The organism is Salinicola sp. CR57 (assembly GCF_003206585.1).
Lineage (GTDB): Bacteria > Pseudomonadota > Gammaproteobacteria > Pseudomonadales > Halomonadaceae > Salinicola > Salinicola lusitanus.
Genome location: NZ_PZJL01000011.1, coordinates 145915 through 164461, shown reverse-complemented (window position 1 = coordinate 164461; position 18547 = coordinate 145915). Strand labels below are relative to the sequence as shown.

General features: G+C 65.2%; 19 protein-coding genes. 6 read left to right on the top strand and 13 right to left on the bottom strand.

Annotated features, from left to right (window positions below; translation table 11 throughout):
• Nucleotides 1–87: 87 nt before the first annotated feature.
• Both DOM56_RS16130 and DOM56_RS16125 read left to right on the top strand, forming a co-directional pair.
• Complete coding sequence (locus tag DOM56_RS16130; protein WP_110710086.1) at nucleotides 88–327, top strand: hypothetical protein; 240 nt, start codon at nucleotides 88–90, stop codon at nucleotides 325–327.
• A gap of 173 nt (nucleotides 328–500) precedes the next feature.
• Entirely contained in the window at nucleotides 501–659 is a 159-nt protein-coding gene (locus DOM56_RS16125; RefSeq protein WP_110600857.1) for a YqaE/Pmp3 family membrane protein, read from the top strand.
• 52 nt (nucleotides 660–711) lie between these two features.
• Here DOM56_RS16125 and DOM56_RS16120 read toward each other — a convergent pair whose 3' ends face one another.
• On the bottom strand, nucleotides 712–1113 hold the full coding sequence (locus DOM56_RS16120; RefSeq protein WP_280951302.1) for a DUF6314 family protein: 402 nt from the start codon (nucleotides 1111–1113) through the stop codon (nucleotides 712–714).
• Between the two features lie 84 nt (nucleotides 1114–1197).
• Here DOM56_RS16120 and DOM56_RS16115 point away from each other — a divergent pair, with 84 nt between their 5' ends.
• On the top strand, nucleotides 1198–2088 hold the full coding sequence (locus tag DOM56_RS16115; protein ID WP_110710084.1) for a carboxylate/amino acid/amine transporter: 891 nt from the start codon (nucleotides 1198–1200) through the stop codon (nucleotides 2086–2088).
• Here the strand turns inward: DOM56_RS16115 and DOM56_RS16110 are convergent.
• The 4 genes from DOM56_RS16110 to DOM56_RS16095 are packed head-to-tail and all read right to left on the bottom strand — an operon-like array spanning nucleotide 2024 to nucleotide 4864.
• Nucleotides 2024–3061 carry a DUF1853 family protein gene (locus tag DOM56_RS16110; protein ID WP_110710083.1) on the bottom strand — a complete coding sequence of 346 codons (1038 nt, stop codon included), beginning with the start codon at nucleotides 3059–3061 and terminating at the stop codon, nucleotides 2024–2026. The two genes, DOM56_RS16115 and DOM56_RS16110, sit on opposite strands and share 65 nt — an antisense overlap.
• Nucleotides 3062–3071: 10 nt before the next feature.
• Nucleotides 3072–3872: a serine O-acetyltransferase EpsC gene (gene epsC / locus DOM56_RS16105; RefSeq protein WP_157958257.1), complete on the bottom strand. Its 801-nt coding sequence runs from the start codon at nucleotides 3870–3872 to the stop codon at nucleotides 3072–3074.
• A 40-nt stretch (nucleotides 3873–3912) separates the two neighbouring features.
• A complete protein-coding gene (locus tag DOM56_RS16100) occupies nucleotides 3913–4545 on the bottom strand; it encodes a cell wall hydrolase (RefSeq protein WP_110710081.1) in 633 nt (210 codons plus the stop codon).
• Nucleotides 4529–4864 (bottom strand): antibiotic biosynthesis monooxygenase, encoded by a 336-nt coding sequence (locus DOM56_RS16095; protein WP_110710080.1) that lies wholly within the window; start codon nucleotides 4862–4864, stop codon nucleotides 4529–4531. The genes DOM56_RS16100 and DOM56_RS16095 overlap by 17 nt, the downstream gene beginning before the upstream one ends.
• 208 nt (nucleotides 4865–5072) lie before the next feature.
• On the opposite strand from DOM56_RS16095, the gene DOM56_RS16090 reads away from it, so the two are divergent.
• Entirely contained in the window at nucleotides 5073–5987 is a 915-nt protein-coding gene (locus tag DOM56_RS16090; protein WP_110710079.1) for a LysR family transcriptional regulator, read from the top strand.
• A 48-nt stretch (nucleotides 5988–6035) separates the two neighbouring features.
• On the opposite strand, the gene DOM56_RS16085 is transcribed toward DOM56_RS16090, so the two are convergent.
• The 8 genes from DOM56_RS16085 to DOM56_RS16050 form a co-directional block, all read right to left on the bottom strand.
• Nucleotides 6036–6908, bottom strand: coding sequence for a VOC family protein (locus DOM56_RS16085; protein ID WP_110710078.1), 873 nt, complete (start codon nucleotides 6906–6908; stop codon nucleotides 6036–6038).
• A 90-nt stretch (nucleotides 6909–6998) separates the two neighbouring features.
• Nucleotides 6999–8126, bottom strand: coding sequence for an aminotransferase class V-fold PLP-dependent enzyme (locus DOM56_RS16080; RefSeq protein WP_110710077.1), 1128 nt, complete (start codon nucleotides 8124–8126; stop codon nucleotides 6999–7001).
• 93 nt (nucleotides 8127–8219) lie between these two features.
• Complete coding sequence (locus DOM56_RS16075) at nucleotides 8220–9779, bottom strand: aldehyde dehydrogenase family protein (RefSeq protein ID WP_110710076.1); 1560 nt, start codon at nucleotides 9777–9779, stop codon at nucleotides 8220–8222.
• Nucleotides 9776–10687: an NAD(P)-dependent oxidoreductase gene (locus tag DOM56_RS16070; RefSeq protein ID WP_110710075.1), complete on the bottom strand. Its 912-nt coding sequence runs from the start codon at nucleotides 10685–10687 to the stop codon at nucleotides 9776–9778. The genes DOM56_RS16075 and DOM56_RS16070 overlap by 4 nt, the downstream gene beginning before the upstream one ends.
• Nucleotides 10688–10736: 49 nt before the next feature.
• Nucleotides 10737–11897, bottom strand: a complete 1161-nt coding sequence (locus DOM56_RS16065) for a M20 aminoacylase family protein (protein WP_110710239.1) — start codon at nucleotides 11895–11897, stop codon at nucleotides 10737–10739.
• Between the two features lie 92 nt (nucleotides 11898–11989).
• A complete protein-coding gene (locus tag DOM56_RS16060; RefSeq protein ID WP_110710074.1) occupies nucleotides 11990–13282 on the bottom strand; it encodes a DUF3100 domain-containing protein in 1293 nt (430 codons plus the stop codon).
• A 189-nt stretch (nucleotides 13283–13471) separates the two neighbouring features.
• Entirely contained in the window at nucleotides 13472–15607 is a 2136-nt protein-coding gene (locus DOM56_RS16055) for a pyrroloquinoline quinone-dependent dehydrogenase (protein WP_110710073.1), read from the bottom strand.
• Nucleotides 15608–15618: 11 nt separating this feature from the next.
• Complete coding sequence (locus DOM56_RS16050; protein ID WP_110600881.1) at nucleotides 15619–15984, bottom strand: hypothetical protein; 366 nt, start codon at nucleotides 15982–15984, stop codon at nucleotides 15619–15621.
• Nucleotides 15985–16351: 367 nt separating this feature from the next.
• Here DOM56_RS16050 and DOM56_RS16045 point away from each other — a divergent pair, with 367 nt between their 5' ends.
• Nucleotides 16352–17233: an NAD(+) kinase gene (locus DOM56_RS16045; protein WP_110600883.1), complete on the top strand. Its 882-nt coding sequence runs from the start codon at nucleotides 16352–16354 to the stop codon at nucleotides 17231–17233.
• A 1-nt stretch (nucleotide 17234) separates the two neighbouring features.
• Nucleotides 17235–18212: a metallophosphoesterase gene (locus DOM56_RS16040; protein WP_110710072.1), complete on the top strand. Its 978-nt coding sequence runs from the start codon at nucleotides 17235–17237 to the stop codon at nucleotides 18210–18212.
• Nucleotides 18213–18547: the final 335 nt, after the last annotated feature.

The following is an 18547-nucleotide window of genomic DNA, read 5'->3' as shown; positions in this document are numbered from 1 at the left end:
GTCGATGCCATCTAGGGAGTATTGCGGAGCGAAGCGCATCCGCGAGTGCAGTTAGACGATCCTGCGATGCAGGAGGGGAGGCTTTGGATGAATGCTCGAGACTATCTCGCCAAGCAGGGCATCGCGCTGGAGAAGGAGCAGGACAAGCCCCAGTCGCTCGAGGAAAAAGCCTGGGCACGGGCGCGCGAGGCCGCCGAACATGGTCCGAGAAGTGGCACGCCGCATGATTGGGAAGACTGGGAAAGGCATCACGAGGAACTTGCCTCGGAGTCTTCCACCATTCAGACCAAGGTGAACAAGGCGCGCTTCACCGACGATGGTCACTGACCAACGACAGCGTTCGCGGTCAAAGGGCGCTATGCTGTGGCGGGGTGAAGCATTATCGGTCGGCGGGATGTCGCCATCCCGTTGTTCAGGTCGGCCGGTTCGACGGTCGCCTGAAACTCCACAATGGATTGTTTGACGCCAATAACGATGTCGTTCTGAGCAAAGGAGGCTACATGGACATCATTCGCATCATCTTCGCCATTCTCTTGCCGCCGGTAGGGGTGTTCCTGCAGGTTGGCCTGGGACTGCAATTCTGGATCAATATCGTGCTGACGCTGCTGGGTTACATCCCGGGCATCATTCATGCCATCTGGATCATTGCGACGCGCTGATACGGTTTCAGCGGTTCCCTTCTTCGGCTTCCCTCGGGAAGCCGTCGTCGTTTCAGCGGACTCGATAACGATAGAGAATACGCTCGTCCTTGCGGGGGCCGACGATTCGCCACTCCAGATCGATACCGTCCGATACCAGTGTGAGCGTGGCGCTATAGGCGTCGGCGGCGCACTGATGGACCTCGGCGCTGACCAGGGTGTCCTCGTCGCTGGCGATGAGATCGAAAAGCCAAACGGCAGCGGCGGTGCCACGGCGTTCGTGGGACAGCGAGACCCGCTCGGAATGAAGATCCCAGCGATAGACGTTGCGCATCGGTATGCTGCGATCCTGGCCATCAGGCGTGAAGGTCCCGGACTCGAAAAAGCGCACGGTGTCCTGTTGTCGAGCCACGTCGACCGTGCCGCTACCCGCGCCGTTCCAACCTACTTCCGAAGCCGCCCCCGATTGCGCCACGAATTCGAAGCGCGACAGGCTGGGCAAAACCGCGCTTAGCCGTATAATGGCTGTCAACTTATCATTTTTCACAGGTTGACCTGCATGTCTTACCTCGTTGGCGTCACGGCGCTCTGGGCCTTCTCTTTCAGTCTGATCGGTGTCTACCTGTCAGGGCAAGTGGATAGCTACTTTGCGGTCATGGTGCGTATCCTGTTGGCGACGCTGATTTTTCTGCCTTTCCTGCGTCCTGCCGCGCTTCGCTGGTCCTCGCGTCTGGGCCTCATGGCCATCGGCAGTCTCCAGCTCGGAGTCATGTATCTCTTCTTCTATCACTCGTTTCTGTTGTTGACGGTGCCGGAAGTGCTGCTGTTCACCATCTTCACGCCGCTCTATATCACCCTGATCGACGACCTGCTGGCGCGGCACTTCTCGCCGCGCTACCTCGCGGTGGCCGTGCTGGCGGTGATTGGTGCGGCGGTCATTCGATACGACGGGGTCACAGCCAACTACTGGCTCGGCTTTCTGGTCGTACAGGGCGCGAATCTCTGCTTTGCACTGGGCCAGGTCGGGTATCGGCACCTGGCGCAGCGCTTGCCGACCGAGCTGGCGCATCGCCATCTGTTTGGCTGGTTCTATCTGGGGGCTCTGTGCATCGCGTTGCCGGCTTTCTGGGTGCTGGGAGACGCCGCCAAGCTACCTACCACGTCACTCCAGTGGAGCGTGCTGGGCTGGCTGGGAATCGTCGCCTCCGGGCTGGGCTACTTCCTCTGGAACAAGGGAGCCTGCCGTGTCGATGCCGGCACCCTGGCCATCATGAACAATGCGTTGATCCCGGCTGGACTGATCGTCAACCTGTTGATCTGGAACCGGGACGCCGATCTCGTGCGGCTGGGAGTCGGCGCGCTGATTCTGGCCGGCTCGCTATGGCTCAACGCACGCTGGGCAAAAGGGCCGGCGGGGGCAGCGGCAGTGCCGGCGGCCACTCGTTCCTGACCACGAAAACCCGGCACTGCTTGCCGTTCGGAAGGACCAGCAGCAGGTGTGCCGACTTGCCCTGGTCGCTGAAATGCCTTGCCAGTGCGCCCTCCAGCGCCGCCAGCGGCAGTGGCGCGGAGAGGGGCGGTGCGAGCCAGTGGGGCTTGATCAGCCAATGGCCAGCCGTGCCTTCGGGCAGTTGTCGCAGCAGCGCTGGCCAGACGCTTCGGTGACACCACAGCCCCTGCTCCGTGCTGTCATTGGCAAGGCGGGGTAGCGACAGGCGTTGGTCCCAGGGGTGGTAGAGACACCCGGGCATGATGATCCGCTGTTGCAGTGATCCGGCGGCGTCCAGCGCCTGGCGCTGTCGTTCGGCGGCGGGGGATAGGCCCTGGGGTAGCTGGTGTGACTGGAGGCGATGGCATTTGATGGCCAGCGAGTCGAAGCTCCCGACGCCGATCCAGCGTGCCCCATCGTGTCGATCCCCCGGGCCTTCCGGCAGACCGAGGAAGAACTTGATCGCCAGCTCGGCGTGAAAGATATCGGCTTTGCGATCTTCGGATGGCGAGTCGATGGCCGGCGTTGGCGCGTAGAGAAGGTCGAGCTCGCCCAGGGTCTGCCCCTTCTCGCGCAGCGCGATGTTGTGCGCCAGTAGTCGAGTGCAGGGGGCTCGCTCAAGGATCCACTGCCAAAGCGTCTCGTGATAGATGCCCAGTCGCTGCGAGCGTCGCTTCAGTCGCTGTCGTTGAAAGTCGGCATCCAGGGTCTCCTGCTGGGCCAGCCACGCCCGCCTGCGGTCGTGCCGGTCGAGCCCGAGCTCCGCCAGCGTCGGGCGGCCGAGGCAGTCAAGGGTGGCCATGTCCGGCGCGTGCAGCAACCACGCCATGTCGCGCACCCAGGAGCGGCTGAGCCGTGTCAGATCCGTCGTCAGCGCTGCGTCTGGCCCTCGAAAAATATCGAGCCTGAGTCGGGGTTCCGAGGGAGCAAGCATCGTGACTCTCTCAGCGCGGTCTGGCGGCGGTGCCGATCACGGTGGTGCCGGCGGCGACGCTGCGGGTGACGATGGCCGCAGCGCCGATCCGGGCGTCTTCCCCGATTTCGATATTGCCCAGGATGGTGGCGCCGGCCCCCAGAAAGGCGCCACGGCGAACCTTGGGGTGACGGTCGCCGCTCACCTTGCCCGAACTGCCGAGCGTCACGCCATGAAAGATCGTGACATCGTCCTCGACGACGGCGGTTTCACCGATGACGATCCCGGCACCATGATCGACGAACAGCCCGGCGCCAAGGGTCGCGGCGGGGTGGATATCGGCACTGAACTGGACTGCCGTGCGGTACTGGAGGTGGCTGGCCAGGTCGGTCAGCCCGTCCAGCCACCATTGATGGGCAATGCGGTGACACTGCACCGCCCGGTAGCCGGGAAAGAACAGCAGCGGCGTGAAGGGTTCGGGAATGGCGGCATCCTCGCGGAGCAGCGCGACCAGATCCCGCTCGGCAGCCCTGGCGATCGCCGGATGTCGGTCGAGAAGCGCCTCGACGCGCTTCCGCGCTGCGTCCTCCGGCAACCGCGGCGTGGTCAGCGTCTCGGCGATGACCCGGGCCAGGGCGCTCGCGAAGTCCGGCACCTCCAGCAGGGTATGGCGATACAGTGCGGACAGCAGCGGGTCTCGGTTCACCGCGCTGCTCGCGGCATCGAGTAGCGTCTGCCACAGGGCGTCGGTATCGATTGGATTCGAGAAGAAGATCGAGCGGTGTCCGGTATCTGCGGCCCTGGTCTGTTCGGTGTCGAAGCGTGGTTTCATCGGCATGGATTCGGTCTGCGTCGGGAGTAGATGGCCTGGATCATCCGGGCTGGCGATAGAAGTTGAACTCTTGGGTTCGAGCCGTCCTGACCAGTGTCGACATCCAGCCGGGAGAGATGCTGCGGTGGTGGAAGAACAGGGCGCCATGGGTGATGTCGGGGAGCGTCCCGTTGAGCGCGCGACGCGCCACTTCCCTGGCTTTCGCGTACTGTTCTGGCTCGTTGGCTTCGTCGGGACGGCCATCGCACCACCAGGAGAACTGGCAGTGTCCGTGCTCCGATCCTTGCTGAACGATGTCACACAGGCTCGAGGGAAACTCGGGGTTGCCCAGCCGGTTCATGATCACGTTGGCGACTGCCTGCATCTCGCGCTGATCGGTGCCCTTGGCCTCCCAGTAGATCGACCGCGCCAGGCAGGTGATCGCATCGTCGAGCGGCGCCAAACCCTGCGGGTCGACAGCCTCGGTCCCCTCCGGCGTCAGTCGCACTGCCTCGGGGGCGGGTTCGATCCTGTCCGTCTCGACCACGCGTCGCTCTAGCTGTACAGCCTTCTGCTTCGCGACCTCGGCTTTGGTCGGCGGTGGCGAGGCCGACGAAGGGCCGCTCGACAGCAGGCCGGCCAGGACGAGGCCGATCGCCAGGCGCCGATAGCCCCGCTCAGCCAGCGCTTTCATCGCTGCCGATCGTCTGAATGACGTCGAAGCCCTCGAACTTGGGTGGGCCGAGATAGAGGCCTTCACGCCGACTCTGGCCGGCGTTGGCATGGGCCGCGCGGAACGCTTCGGAATGGGTCCAGGCGTCGAAATCGTCGCGAGAGCGCCAGACGGTGTGGGAGGCGTAGAGCACGTGGTCTTCCTCCGCCGGGCCGCGCAGCATCTGGAATTCGACGAATCCGGGCAGTCCTTGGAGATGGGTTTCGCGCTCCAGCCATATCGTCTCGAACTCCTCGGTGCGCGCCGGGTTGACGCGAAAGCGGTTCATGGCGATGAACATGAGGTGACTCCTGCTGGGGGAAGAGCGGTGCCGGCGAGGGAATCGACAAAGGCCGTCGCCGCGAGTTTTCAGGCATGACTGGGCAACATTGCCAGCATCCGATGGCCGAAGTCGAGTCGAAAGCGCCATTGCCCCGGCGAGAACGTTGACGTCGTCACGCGTTGATGGGCTAATCGTGGCCACGGTTCCCGCTCTCCGGTCGACACTCATGGACATTCCCCATCAGCGCCTGGTCTATTTTCGCGTCACGGTCGAGTCCGGATCGCTGCGCAAGGCGGCAGCGCGGCTGGACATCGCACCCTCGGCAGTCAGTCGCCAGATATCGTTGCTGGAGGCAGCGTTCGAAGCGCCGCTGCTCGAACGCACGCCGAGAGGGATTCGCCCTACGCCGGTGGGAGAGATGGCGCTCGACTACTGCCGTCGACGCGGGGACCTGGACGACGAGTTCATCACCCGCCTGGAGGCCTACCAGCGGCTGGAGACCGGCACCATCTCCCTGGTCGTGGGCGAGGGGTTCATCAACGATTTGATCGACGCCCCGCTCAGAGCCTTTGCCGAACGCTACCGGGGCGTGCGCCTGGACATCGAACAGGCGGGCACGGACGAGATCATCGAGTCGGTGGTGGAGGATCGGGCGCATATCGGGCTGATGTTCCACGAACGGGTGCATCCGCAGATTCGCTTCTGGGCCTCCAGCGGCCAGCCGCTGTTGGCGATCTGTCCCGCCGACCACCCGCTTGTCGGGGATCCTGATTCGATCTCGCTGCAACGGCTCAGTGGAATCCCGATGGCGCTCTGGAAACCGGGGCACGGCGTGCGCCGGCTGGTGGATCAGGCATTCGCCCAGGCGGGCCTGCACCCGCAGGTCGCGGTGGAGACCAACTCGATGGCGGTGCTGCGCCGTGCGGTGGTCGCCGGCATGGGTATCACGCTGCTGCCGCGGTTTGCCGTGGCCCACGAGATAGTCGAGGGCAGCGTAGTGGCGTTACCGGTGGCCTCGGCGCTTTTCCAGAACTCCCAGGCCCACATGATCACCCGGATCGGTCGGCGCCAGCCGCAGGCGAGCCTCAAGTTGCTGCGCCACCTGGCGGCCTGGATGCAGGCCTTCCGTGCCCCGTCGTGAGCAACGACGTTCGGGGCCGCCATCCGGTCGGTGTCGGCGGGATGCCCGCTAACGCTGCTCGAATCGAAGCAGGGTCCCCATGACGCCCGGCGCAATGTCGGCCTGGGTCTCGCTGTGACGATGGTAGTCGATCCCGTGCTCCTCCCAACAGGCGATCGCCGCTGTCAGGTCCCGGCAGGTGAGGGTCAGGGCTACGGCGCGTGGGGGCTCCGCCTCGACCTCGCCGAGAGTGGGGAAGGTCGCCGCCAGCGTCCGGGCATCGAGCAGGTGGCAGTCCCCCTTGTGGGTGTGAATCGTCCACGCCGCGTCGCTGCCCCGGACCGAGCCGGCACCGTGAATGCGGCGGAAGTGCTCGATGTCGTAATCCGGCTCATCGCTGACGTACCAGACGTCGGCGATCGATGTCGCGGTGTTGGCATGCGCCTCCTGCGTCGGGTCGACACGAAACAGTTCCGGGCGTAGCTGCTGGCAGAGGAACTGGGTCAGGAAGGGGCGTTCGGGGTCGTGGAGGATATCCAGCGCCACGCTCACCTCCTCGTCGCGGCCGCCGGGCAAATGGGCCATGCGGCGGAAGATGATCGGGCAAGCGTCGTTGAAGCCACGTGCCGCGACCAGGGCGTGATCACGCTGGATACTGTCGCTGTCCAGCGCCACCATGGCGATGCCGTCGCCTACCGTGATCAGTCGAGCCTCGACCAGGCGGCCGAACTGGAAGCCGTTGGCATCCTGGTAGTCCAGGCATTCCGGACGACCGATGCCGATCAGTTCGATGAAGTTGTTGCTGAAGAACAGCAGGTGATTGTCCGTGCCCCACGGATGTTGATGTCGCGGGTTGACGGTGAAACCGAGATCCCTGGCTGCCCGGGCGGCATGATCGAGATTACTGACCGCCAGTAAAGGGTGATCGATGCCGAAGCTCATGAGCCTTCCATCCCGTCGCGTCGTTGTATGCAGTATCGCCCAATATCGCGAGGCGAGGGAGACAGGGTACGCGATCGGCTTCGCGTTTTCTCATTTCAACGCCGCCATGGCGCGGTCGATATCCGCCGAGGTGTTATGCCAGTGGGGCGAGATCCGCAATAACGTGCCGGTTGCCGGCAGCCGAACGTTCAGGGGTTCGGCTGCCGTGCTGCAGGCCTTGGCGACGATCCCGGCGGCATCGAGCCGCTGAACCACCTGGAGCGGCTCGCTATCCGGCAGGTGGATCGTGGCGATGCCCGTTTCGGGATGGGGCAACAGCGGCCGAAATCCCTGTTCCCGAGCGATGTCGTAGACCTGCCCGGCGAGCGCGGTCAGATGGTCGCGCAGCGGCTGCAGCGCGATCTGCTGTAGCTCGTTCAGGGCGGCCGTCAAACCCACCTGATTCATGACCGAGAGGTCGGAAGCATCGAAACGTCGGGCCTGGGGCAGATCGACGAACCGCTGGCTTGTCGGATCCAGCCTCAGCCCCGCCAGCTCTGGCGTCGGGTTGAGGCGCATCATGGCCATTGCCGGCTGGCTGACGTAGAGCAGTGCCATGCCGCGAGGTCCACGAAGCCACTTACGCGTCGTGGCAACCAGTACGTCACAGCCGAGTCGGCGGACGTCGATCTCCGTCTGTCCCAGCCCCTGTGCGGCATCGACGATCAGCGGACAGTGCGACGGCCGGGGCAGGGCGCCCAGGGTTTCCACCGCGTAGCGCCGACCCTCGATGCTGGTTACCAGCGGCGTCAATATCGCCGCGACGTCGTCGTCGATCTGCCTGGCGATGGCAGCCATGTCCAACCGTCCCTCCGCATCCGTCGCCAGCAGTTCGATGGCGCGCGGCGGCTCCCCGCCGAGCCGTCTGAGCATGACGATGTTGGAAGCCCACTCGCCAGGTGCGACCAGCAGCCGTCTTCCGGCGAGGTCCAGGTTGCCGATGACCTGGGCCATGAGCTGCGAGGTGCTGGCACCGAAGGCGAGCTGGGTCTCCGGTGCACCGATCCACTGGCTCAGCTTGGTTCTGGTCGCCTGGCCATCCCAGAGCGCGCTCTCGAGGCGCTGACGCGGATAGGCCGCCATCTCCGCCTCCAGCCAATCCCGCAGGCGAGCCGCGACCGCCGGGCTCTGCAGGCCGACGGAGGCGTTGTTGAGATAACAGAGATCGGCGGGGTGCACGGGCGATTCCTCGTCGGTTCCAGGCTGATGCCTGCGATGATACCCGAACTCGCGCCTGGGCGAGCGACGTCGCTGCCCGCCCTCGACGGCGCCTCAGGCAGCGCCGCTGCCGTAACCCATGGCGACGCTGGCTTCGGCGCCGGTCTCGACCCAGACGCTCTGCGGGACGGTGTATTCACGCAGGCCGTCGAGACCGCTGGACCGGCCAAAGCCGCTGTCACGGAAGCCGCCGAAGGGCGACATCACGTTGATCGCCTTGTAGCTGTTGATCCAGATCGTGCCGGCACGCAGCTGGCCGGCGACGCGATGCGCGCGGGCCGGGTCCTGCGTCCAGACGGCCCCGGCGAGACCGAAGCGGGTCGCATTGGCGAGCCGAACGGCGTCGGCTTCGTCGTCGAACGGCATGGCGACCACCACCGGACCGAACACCTCCTCGCGGGCAATCTCCATGGAGGCATCGACATCGGCGATCACCGTCGGCGCCAGGTAGTAACCGTCGGCACCTGGGGGCAGCCCCTCCGGGCGCTGCCCGCCAGTGACGACACGCGCACCGGCGGCCCTGGCACGCTCGATCATGGCGGTGACGCGTCCGTACTGGCGGGCGTTCTGCAGCGGCCCCATGCGGGTGGCCTCATCGGCAGGGAGGCCCACGACAATCTGGCTGGCGGCCCGACCGACGCGCTCGACCACGGCATCGAAGATGTCGCGCTGGATCAGCAGGCGCGAACCGGCCACGCAGCTCTGCCCGGCGGCAGCGAAGATCGCTGCCTGGGCGCCGGCCACGGCATCGTCGAGCCTGGCATCGTCGAACACGATGTTGGCGGATTTGCCACCGAGCTCCAGCACGCTGGGGACCAGGCGGCGGGCGCCGGCCTCGGCGATCAGGCGGCCGCTGTCGGGGGAGCCGACGAACACCAGTTTGCTGATGCCGTCGTGGCCTGTCAGCGCGGCGCCGGTGGTCGGGCCGAGGCCGTTGACGATATTGATCAGTCCCCTGGGCAGGCCGCCGCATTCGAGCAGGCGGGCGATCACCACCGATGAGAACGGCGTCAGCTCCGAAGGCTTGAGAACGACGCCGTTGCCCGCGGCGATGGCCGGCGCCAGCTGCCAGGCGCAGGTGAACATCGGTGCGTTCCAGGGGGTGATCTGGCCGACCACGCCGAAGGGGACGTGGCGAACGTAGTTGAGATGGGAGGTAGGCACCGGAATGACCTCGCCGTGCTGCTTGTCGCACCAGCCGGCGTAGTACTCGAACATCTCCCTGACCTTGCCGACCTCGCCCCGGCAGTCCCGAATCGGCTTGCCGGCGACCACGCTCTCGAGCTGAGCGAGGTCCTCCTCGTGGCCCTCCAGCCGACGGATGGCGGCGTTCATGCGCCGGCCGCGTTCACTGGCGGTCAACGCCATCCATTCGAGCTGGGCGCGCGCCGCGGCCTCGACGGCTCGGTCGAGCAGCTCGGCGCCAGCATCGCGATAGCTGCCCAGATCGCCTCCGGTCGCCGGGTTCGTCAGCGCGATGCTGTCGCCCTGACCCGCGACCAGATTGCCGTCGATCCAGTTGGAGCAGGGCGTGTCTCCAGGCTCCAGCGACAAGCCGAACTGGGCGAGAAGACGGTGCAAGGCTTGCTGGGCCTGGGTGTCGAGCGCATTCATGCGGAGGTCTCCTCGTCGTTGGCGGAGCGCCGGGTGAAATCGACCCCGGCCTGGGCCAGGATCGGCGAGACGATATGATTGAAATCGTCGCCGTCCCTCGGGCGTTCGGCGTTGGCATGCCAGCCGGCAACGACCTGATGGAGAAGTGCCAGATCGAGCCCGAGATCGTCGGCGGCGTCCCGGGCGAGACGCAGGTCCTTGCGCATCAGGCCGCTGGTGAAGCCGGAGTCGAAACGGCCGGAAAGGATCCACTCGGGAAAATTGACTTCGCTGACGGCGCTGCGCCCCGAGCCGCTGTTGAGGCCGGACAGGCAGGCCGCCGGATCGACGCCGGCCTTGGCCGCGAGGACCACGGCTTCGGCGGTCGCGATCAGGTTGGTGGCGCAGAGATAGTTGTTGGCCAGCTTGACCACGTGGCCGCTGCCCGGGCCGCCCACATGGGTTCGCTTGGCGGACATCGCTTCCAGCATCGGCATGACACGCTCCAGCGTCGCCATGTTGCCACCGAGCAGCATGCCGAGCTTGCCGTTTGCCGCGCCCTTGGGGCCGCCGCTGACCGGGGCGTCCAGCCACTCGAGGCCGGCCGCGATGACCTTGGCGGCGAGTTCGCGGCTCACCACCGGGTCGCTGGTGGAGGTGTCGACGATCACGCTGCCCTTGGGCGCGCGGTCCAGCAGTCCAGGTGAGGTTTCGATGACTTCCCGGACGTGATCGGAGGTGGGCAGTGACAGCAGGTAGACATCGCTGGCGGTAATCGCCTCCGGGCCGACGGTAGCGAGGCCCTGCGCCGCCAGACGCTCCCGGGCGGCCTCGAAACGGTCGCTGCCGCTGACATCGAAGCCGGCGCGCTTGAGCGTCAGCGCCATATTGCCACCCATCTGGCCAAGGCCGATGACGGTGATTTTCATCAGGTTCTCCAGGCTTGCTTTCGGATGAATCGTTTCGCTAGGGCCGTCGTCAGTCGTTCAACAGTTTCTTCACCAACGCCTGCCAGTAGGCGACGCCGAGCGGTGAAATGGCATCGTTGAAGTCATAGGCCGGGTTGTGTAACGCGGCGCTGTCGCCGTTACCCAGCCAGATATAGGCGCCGGGGCAGCGGTCGAGCATGAAGGCGAAATCTTCCGACCCCATGCTGGGCGCCATATCGCGGTGGACCTTGTCGATGCCGGGCAGCGCCTCGAGCACCTCGGCACATCGGGTGGCATGCCGGGGCGTATTGATCGTGGCCGGATAGCGCGCCTGGTAGTCGAAATCGGCCTTGAGGCCGTGGAACTGGGCGGTGGCCGTGACGGCGTCGCGGAAGCGCTGTTCCAGCCGGGCCTTGAGCGCCGCATCGAAGCAGCGCACGGTGCCGCGCAGTTCCACCGTCTCAGGAATGACGTTGTAGGCGTCGCCGGCGTGGAACTGGGTAATGCTCAGCACGGCGGATTGATGCGGTGGGGTCTCGCGGCTGATCAGCCCCTGCAACTGATTGGCCAGCTGGCAGGCGGCGAGCACCACGTCCGTTCCCAGATGGGGCATGGCCGCGTGGCAGCCGCGCCCGGTCAGCTTGAGCGTGAAGACATCGAACGCCGCCATCACCGGGCCATCGTGGACGGCGGCCTCGCCGACGGCGAGTCCCGGCCAGTTGTGCAGGCCGTAGACCGCCTCCATCGGGAAGCGTTCGAACAGCCCCTCTTCGACCATCACCCGGCCGCCGCCTTCGCTCTCTTCCGCGGGCTGGAAGATACAGTGGACCTGGCCGGCGAAGTCCGGATCCTTCGCCAGCGCGCAGGCCGCGCCCAGCAGCATGGTGGTGTGGCCGTCGTGGCCGCAGGCGTGCATGCGCCCTGGTATCGTCGAGCGATGATCGACGTCGTTGAGTTCGTCGATGGGCAGGGCGTCGATATCGGCCCGCAGCCCGATACGCCGGCCTTCTCCCCGGTTGCCGCTGATGGTGACGACGACGCCGGTGCCTCCGCCAAGCCCGGTGACCGGGTCGAGGCCATGCTCGCGCAGAATGGCGACGATGCGCTCGCTGGTGCGGGTCTCCTCGAAGGCGATCTCCGGATGGCGATGGAAGTCGTGGCGCCACGCGGTCAGCGTCTTCGGGTCGGGATAGGGTGCGCTCTGGTTCATGATCTGCTCCAGCAATGGCTCATGATCGATTCGAACGATCGGGTGACGCGCCCGCTACCGGGTCGGGCGCGTCGCCGATGAAGGCGAGGTGCCTACAGCAGTACCTGGGCCACCACGGCCGAGCCGATGTAGGTACCGGTGAACACCAGCAGCGAGATGATGATCAGCTTCCAGCCGGTCTGGCGGAACATGCTGAACTCGCGCCGGCTGAGGGCCAGGCCGGCGTAGGCCAGGACCGGGGTGACGATGGCGAGGAAGTTGACCGCGGCAAGCTGCTCGACGATCCAGCCGCTGCCCGGGAAAAACGGCAGTGTCATGACGATGCTGACCAACGACACCCAGGCCACGGCGGGGAGATAGAACGGCGCCGCCCGAGTGATGGCCAGGCCGACCACGGTCATGACGTAGAGAATGATCATGCCCGGCAGGGCTGCGACCAGCGAGGCACCGTTGATGGTGTTGGCGATCCAGCCGACGATACAGGCCATGGCCAGTACGGCGGCGGTCTTGGCGAGATTCGCCTCGGGGCGTTCTTCGCGGGTGAGGTCCGCCGCCTCATCGTCGGTCGCGGCGCCCATCGTGCTGGCGGCGTGGCGGCGACCGCCCAGGCGACGGTAGAGCCACTCGGCGACGGGCAGGGCAATGAAGAGCGAGACGTAAAGCCCGGTGGCATAGGTCAACAGGTTGCTGGCGCCGGCAAAGGCGAGCAGGTCGTCGGCGAGATCGGGGACGGCGCCGGCCAGCGCGCCGGAACATGCCGCGACCATGCTGCCGCTGCCGACACCGCAGGCCATCGCCAGCGCGCGCGGGTCGAACCAGTCCAGCGAGGCGAGATAGCCGGCCATCAGCGCGAACCATAGCGTGCCGAACATGGTACCGACGACGTAGACCCCCATCACGCCGACGCCTTCCGGACCCTTGAGGCCGTACTTGTCGGAGATGATCGCGATGTTGGGTTCGCGCGCGATCGAATAGGTCGCGCCGATCGCTTCCCGCCCCATCTGGAGAACCAGCACCGCCACCGGCAGTGCCACCAGCATGGTGCCGAGATTGCCCAGCTCCTGCAGGATCAGTGCCGGACCCGCGCTGATGAGCTGGTCGATGGCAGGGCCGATGGTCGAACCGAAGCGCGCAATGAACGGCATGATCGAGATCAGGATGAGCGGGGTGGCCGCCTGGCTGACGCTCTCGGGCAGGAATCGCCGGGTTCCGGAGAACAGGTGCGGATTGAGCAGGACCCCGAGGACGAAGGCGTAGAACAGCGGCAGTAGCAGTAGCGTCCCCGGCCCGAGCGGAATCTTGACGATACCGATCCATTCGCTGAGCAGCGACAGCAGGACGACCAGCAGATGCAGGCGCCAATTGAGCAGTTGAGAGAGGGGCATCGATCGTTACCTCTTTGTTGTTGGTGGAGAGGTCATCCACCGAGTATCCAGAGAGAGTGTGATCGAATGAAAGGCGCGGGGTGTTCTGTTTTTTGGATGACAGGCAGAAGACCATGGGCTGGAACGTAAACGGGGTAGGCCGAAGCCTACCCCGTGCGGGTGATCACCGAACGATGTGCGATGCGACGATCACTTCTCCGGCAGGGCGTAGACCACGACCTGATCGCCCACCTGGTCCTTGAGGATGGTGTTGCCGCCGGCCACGAAGGCGACATACTGCCGGCCCTGATATTCGTAGACCGAGGGGTTGGCCACGGCCGGCGCTTGGGCCTGGTCCGACCACAGCTCTTCGCCCGTCTCCAGCGAGAAGGCACGCAGCTTGGCGTCCATCGAGGCACCGATGAACACGACGCCACCCGCGGTCACCGCAGGACCGCCGATGGTGGGGGAGCCCCACTTCTCGGGCATGAAGAAGCCGTACTGCTGCGATGCCCCGACCGGACGCCGCCACTTCACGTCACCGGTATGCATGTCCAGCGCTACCAGCTCGCCGAAGGGCGGTTCCCAGCACGGCATGCCCAGCCAGTTCGTCGCGACTTCCAGGCGCAGGCCGTAGGGCGCACCCTTCTGCGGCGCGAAACCGCTCTCGTTGCCGGAACCGCTGTCCGCTTTCTCGTAATCTTCGCGGTTGTACAGCTTGATGGTCTGCACGATATGCGAGGTGTTGACGATCGCGGTCTGGCTCACGGGGTCGAACGCCACCCCGCCCCACTGAACGCCACCCGCGCTGTCCGGATAGGCCAGGGCGCCCTCGCCCTTGGTGGTCGGCGGGGTGTACATGCCTTCGTAGGTCAGGTCGTCCCACAGACGAGAACACTGGCCACCACCCACGGCATCGGCGAGGCCCCAGATCTTGGGCTTCTCGGACTGGTCCAGCAGCGGCGCCGGCTTGGTCGGGAAGGGCTGGGTCGGGGCGTAGACCTCGCCTTCGACGCTGCCGTCACCCTGCGGTACCGGACGCTCCTCGATCGGCCAGACGTCTTCGCCGGTCAGGCGATTGACTACGAACAGGAAGCCCTGCTTGGTCGCCTGGATCAGCGCCGGGACCTCCTTGCCATCGACGGTGATATCCATCAGCGTCGGGGCGGAGTTGATGTCATAGTCCCAGATATCGTGGTGAACCCACTGGCGCGACCACACCACCTTGCCGGTCTCGATATCGAGCGCGGTGGTCGAAGTCGCCAGCGGCGCCTCCTCGGTGCGATTGCCGCCCCAGTAGTTCGGCGACGGCGAGGAGACCGGCAGGTAAAGCAGGCCGTTCTCGCGATCGGCGGACATGTGGGTCCAGACGTTGGCGGTACCGCTCTTCTCGCGCATCTCGTCGGAGAGCGCCTGGAATGTCCACTCGAGCTCGCCGGTCTGGGCGTTTAGCGAGAAGATCGTGCCCGGGGGCGCCTGTTCATAGGCCCAGTCCATGCCGGCCCAGCCCAGCATCAGGTGGTCACCGACCACCGTTGGCGGCTGCAGTACGGAGAGCGGCCACTCGGCGTGGGTATCGTTCCACTGGTTGACATTGAGCACGCCGTTGTCGGCAAAGCCCTTGCAGAGTTCGCCGGTGTCGGCGTCCAGCGCGAATAGCTGGGCGTCCATGGTGCCCATGTAGACGATCTTCTGGCACGGCTCGCCGGCTACGGGATTCTCGGCTTCCCAGTAGGAGACACCGCGGTTCTTGAGTACCGGCTGGGTCAGCGCCTTGCGCGAGGATTTGGTATCGAAACTCCACTTCTCCTCGCCGGTGCCCGGGTCGAGCGCGATCAGGCGATAGAAGGGGGTGCCGATATAGATCGTGTCGTTGGCGAAGACCGGGGTCGCCGACCATACGGTTGCTGGCGTATCGCCGGAGCCGTCGGAGATATCGCCGGTGTGGTACTCCCAGACCTTCTCGATATCTCCGACGTTATCCGCCGTGATCTGGTCTAGCGGGCTGTATTTCTGGGCATTGAGCTGGCCGTGGAAACTGTCCCAGGTCGGCTTTTCGGGGACGAGCGGAATCGGTGCCCGATTGGCATTTTGCCGATCGCTCGAGTCTGCCGTGCTGACGTCCCGGTTGCTCTCATCGTTGGCCTGCGCCGAACTGGGCGATGCCGTGGTCTCGGATGATGCCGGAGATTCGCTTCGCGTCGAGGTTGGATCGGATTCGGCCGGCTGATCCTGGGCTAGCAGCGGCAGCGGGGCGAGCAGCAGCGCCAGTGCCGTGACCGAACCCAACCGGGTGGCGGCGAGTTTCAGGGTCGGTGTGGACGGCTGTGACAGGGATGTGGACATGACTCGGCTCCTCAGGAATGGGCTGGCGTGGTGGAGGAGGCAGGACTGGCCATCTCCAGCAGCAGGCCGATCAGGCCCACCACCATGGCGGCCGTCAGCCACCACTGGTGCAGCAGCAGCCCGGCGAAGCCGGTGCCGACGAGGTCCAGCAGGATCAGCACGCGCAGTGCCACGCGGCCGCTGCGGCAGGAAAGTGGCGCCAGGACCAGCGTCAGGATGGCCAGTGCGATCGTCGATAGAATGACGACGAGGGCGCCAAGGGATCCATTGACCCCGGTGAGCGGCGTGAAATAGGCATAGAGCGCCACGGCGAGCCCGGCGAGCGAGCCCAGGAGCATGACGATGATGCCCGGCCTGAATGATCCAGATTGCGACATGAAGCTTTTTTCTCCTGATGAGAGCGGTTTTGCGAGCCTGGCGGTTGCCTTTCAGTGCGATATGGCATCGGACCGGAAAGACCGCGCCGATAGCGCTTGGTGAAGGGGGACGTGCGGGCGTGAACTCCCTGCGCCAGGCCGGCCAAAGTATAGGATATTTTAGACCGTTAGCCCCAGGCCGATTGGCTCGCCCTCCCGTCCCGATTGAGATTTCGGGCGGGGGGCGTCGGCCGTGTCTTGCACGGACGGGTGCGCTTGGCGTGGGGGGCAGTTCATGCCCCACGCCGGGAGCGAATCGTCGGGTTTGCCGGGGAGCGAGCCCAGCCAGCATAATGGCGGGCCGTCACGTCGCGTAGAGACACGCTGTATGGAATCGTTCAACACCATCGGCCTGATCGGCCGTTTGGGTAGCGACAAGGTGGTCGAGACGCTCAAGCGTCTGGTGATCTTCCTCGAACGTCGTGGTCTCGACATCGTGATCGAGGACCGCACGGCGGCGCTGCTGCAGGGGCACGGCCACGGCGAAGCCAGACGCCGCGAGCTGGGTACGCTGTGCGACCTGGTGATCGTGGTGGGAGGTGACGGCAGCCTGCTGGGCGCCGCACGGGCGCTGTGTCACAGCGGGACGCCGGTACTCGGCATCAACCGTGGCCGGCTGGGATTTCTGACCGATATTTCACCGGACGAGGTGGAGCAGAAGGTCGCCGAGGTGCTGGAAGGGCAGTACGACAGCGAGCGACGCTTTCTGCTCGAGGCGGAGCTCTATCGTGGCGAGCGCCTGATCGGCTCCGGCTCCAGTCTCAACGATGTCGTCGTGCATCCCGGCAAGGCAGCCCGAATGATCGAGTTCGAGCTGTTCGTCGACGATCGCTTCGTCTACTCCCAGCGCTCCGATGGCTTGATCATGGCGACCCCGACTGGCTCCACTGCCTACGCGCTGTCGGGGGGCGGGCCTATCGTGCATCCGGGACTGGAAGCCATCACGCTGGTGCCGATGTTCCCGCATACGCTCTCCAGCCGGCCGATCGTGATCGATGCCGCCAGCGAGATTCGCGTGCATATCGGCGACATCAACCAGGCCTATCCCCACGTCAGTTGCGATGGCCAGACCCGCGTCGTCTGCAAGCCCGACGACGTCCTCTATGTCCGTCGCCAAGCCGAGCGGCTGACCTTGATCCACCCGCGCGGACACAGTTTCTTCGAGGCCTGCCGCTCCAAGCTGGGTTGGAGCAGCAGGCTGGGAGACTGACATGGCGAAAGACGATGGTGTCGACGGCTACGACCTGATCGGAGACGTACACGGTTGCGGGCACACCCTGATACGTCTGCTCGAAAAGCTTGGCTATCGGGCAGACGATGGTGTCTTTCGTCATCCAAGCCGGCGCGTGATCTTCCTGGGGGATCTGATCGATCGCGGACCCAGCATCCGGCTGGCGGTCGCCGTGGCCAAGGGCATGGTCGATGCTGGCGAGGCCCGTATCGTGATGGGCAATCACGAGGTCAACGCCCTGGCCTACTGTCACCAGGCACCGAGCGATAGAGAGCGTGAGTGGCTACGGGAGCACACCCCGCGTAACAACCGGATCATCGGTCGCACCCTGGAGCAGTTCCACGCCTTTCCGCTGGAGTGGGAGAACTGTCTCTCCTGGTTCATGACACTGCCGCTGTGCCTTGACCTGGGAGGATTGCGGGTGGTCCACGCATGCTGGGACGAGCCGCTGATCGCCGCCTTCCTGGCGCGCCGCCCCGATGCCCGTATCGATCGGGACTTTCTGATCGAATCGATCGATCACGGCAGCCTGGCGCAGCGTGTCCTGGATCGGCTCACCCGCGGCACTCAACTGCCGTTGCCCCCGGGGGTGGAGATCCGCTCCGGCGATGGCTTCACGCGGCGCTCGTTTCGTACCCATTTCTGGTGCCGGAACCCGCGCACCTACGGGGATGTTGTCTTTCAGCCCGACAACCTGCCGCTGGGGCTCGAGGATCGCTCTCTGAGCGCCGGCGAACGGGAGCGGTTGAGTTACTACCCGGAATCGGCACCGCCGCTGTTCGTCGGCCACTACTGGTGCAAGGGGGTCCCGGCGCTGCCGCGGGCGAATATCGCCTGTCTCGATTACAGCGCGGTGAAGTATGGCCGACTGGTGGCCTACCGCTGGGAAGGGGAGGCGCGGCTAGATGCCAACCGGTTCGTCTGGGTCGACGTCGAGAGGGAGGGCGCGCGCAATTGACGTCGTGAGCCTGCCTGCTGCGATTTTTGCATTTTTTTACAATGATTTTAGCAATTGATTTATCGAGTTTTTTTGACAGCCCGGTGCCAATCGGGAAAAAAATGGGATTTTTTTTCCTCTGCCGAGGAACTCCGTCCGGCGGATACCCTCAAAGTCAGTGTTCCCTTGAATGATCCCTTGCTCTTATCCGGCGGCCTTCCGCCGGATTTTTCTTTTTCTGGTCTGTAGAATGGCGGCGTCGAACGATCATCGATGTCGTCGAGCTCCGGGCCGTCCGTCCGGTGCGCTCACGTGTCGTCGACTCTCGTCGACACTCTTTCTCGGAAACCGGGTCG

Excerpts from the sequence above, each read along its gene's own strand:
- DOM56_RS16130 (WP_110710086.1), top strand. The coding sequence starts at position 88 with ATGAATGCTCGAGACTATCTCGCCAAGCAGGGCATCGCGCTGGAGAAG.
- DOM56_RS16125 (WP_110600857.1), top strand. The coding sequence starts at position 501 with ATGGACATCATTCGCATCATCTTCGCCATTCTCTTGCCGCCGGTAGGG.
- DOM56_RS16115 (WP_110710084.1), top strand. The coding sequence starts at position 1,198 with ATGTCTTACCTCGTTGGCGTCACGGCGCTCTGGGCCTTCTCTTTCAGT.
- DOM56_RS16110 (WP_110710083.1), bottom strand. The coding sequence starts at position 3,061 with ATGCTTGCTCCCTCGGAACCCCGACTCAGGCTCGATATTTTTCGAGGG.
- epsC (WP_157958257.1), bottom strand. The coding sequence starts at position 3,872 with ATGAAACCACGCTTCGACACCGAACAGACCAGGGCCGCAGATACCGGA.
- DOM56_RS16100 (WP_110710081.1), bottom strand. The coding sequence starts at position 4,545 with ATGAAAGCGCTGGCTGAGCGGGGCTATCGGCGCCTGGCGATCGGCCTC.
- DOM56_RS16095 (WP_110710080.1), bottom strand. The coding sequence starts at position 4,864 with ATGTTCATCGCCATGAACCGCTTTCGCGTCAACCCGGCGCGCACCGAG.
- DOM56_RS16090 (WP_110710079.1), top strand. The coding sequence starts at position 5,073 with ATGGACATTCCCCATCAGCGCCTGGTCTATTTTCGCGTCACGGTCGAG.
- DOM56_RS16085 (WP_110710078.1), bottom strand. The coding sequence starts at position 6,908 with ATGAGCTTCGGCATCGATCACCCTTTACTGGCGGTCAGTAATCTCGAT.
- DOM56_RS16075 (WP_110710076.1), bottom strand. The coding sequence starts at position 9,779 with ATGAATGCGCTCGACACCCAGGCCCAGCAAGCCTTGCACCGTCTTCTC.
- DOM56_RS16070 (WP_110710075.1), bottom strand. The coding sequence starts at position 10,687 with ATGAAAATCACCGTCATCGGCCTTGGCCAGATGGGTGGCAATATGGCG.
- DOM56_RS16065 (WP_110710239.1), bottom strand. The coding sequence starts at position 11,897 with ATGAACCAGAGCGCACCCTATCCCGACCCGAAGACGCTGACCGCGTGG.
- DOM56_RS16060 (WP_110710074.1), bottom strand. The coding sequence starts at position 13,282 with ATGCCCCTCTCTCAACTGCTCAATTGGCGCCTGCATCTGCTGGTCGTC.
- DOM56_RS16055 (WP_110710073.1), bottom strand. The coding sequence starts at position 15,607 with ATGTCCACATCCCTGTCACAGCCGTCCACACCGACCCTGAAACTCGCC.
- DOM56_RS16050 (WP_110600881.1), bottom strand. The coding sequence starts at position 15,984 with ATGTCGCAATCTGGATCATTCAGGCCGGGCATCATCGTCATGCTCCTG.
- DOM56_RS16045 (WP_110600883.1), top strand. The coding sequence starts at position 16,352 with ATGGAATCGTTCAACACCATCGGCCTGATCGGCCGTTTGGGTAGCGAC.
- DOM56_RS16040 (WP_110710072.1), top strand. The coding sequence starts at position 17,235 with ATGGCGAAAGACGATGGTGTCGACGGCTACGACCTGATCGGAGACGTA.